1 pseudogene is annotated in these 575 nt (G+C 66.1%); it reads right to left on the reverse strand.

What is annotated here, in order from left to right:
- A pseudogene (locus tag ACTFO6_RS17500) lies at positions 1-575 on the reverse strand (cobyrinate a,c-diamide synthase); the annotation flags it as partial.

The raw sequence follows: 575 nt of genomic DNA on the forward strand, positions 1-575 counted from the left end.
GCCTCTCCAGGATCGCCCCGGGGGGTGATAGCCCGGGCCCATGGGTCTAGGCCGGTGGTAAGCCCGGAGTGATGGAATGTGTGCCCGCGCACTTCCCCTTCTGGCGTTCTGACCTCCTGCAGGCCGATGGCAGCAAGCCGCTCCTGTACTATCGCCTCCCCCGGCACCAGGCCCACCATGGGCGCCCGATGCCCCTCATGGGTTAGGGCTTCCAGCAGATAGAGCATGCCGCCGCACTCGGCAAGGATCGGCTTGCCTTGCCCATGATGGACTCGCAGCGCCCGTCTCATGGCTTCGTTTTCGGCGAGCCGTTCCAGGTACAGTTCCGGGTAGCCACCCGGCAGCCAGACGCTGTCCACTGGAGGCAAGTTGTCATCCTCCAAGGGCGAGAAGAAGATGAGCTCGGCGCCCAGCCGGCGCAGCAAGTCCAGGTTCGCCGGATAAAAAAAAGAGAATGCGGCGTCCCGAGCGATGCCGATCCGCACGCCTTCGAGGAGGAGTTCCGTGTCCCAATCCGCCGACTCGGGGAAAGCCACAGGCGAGGGCAGCTCCGCCGCCCCGGTCGCCGCCACGGC

Origin of the sequence: Pelomicrobium sp. G1 (assembly GCF_051905455.1) — a bacterium.
Lineage (GTDB): Bacteria > Pseudomonadota > Gammaproteobacteria > Burkholderiales > UBA6910 > Pelomicrobium.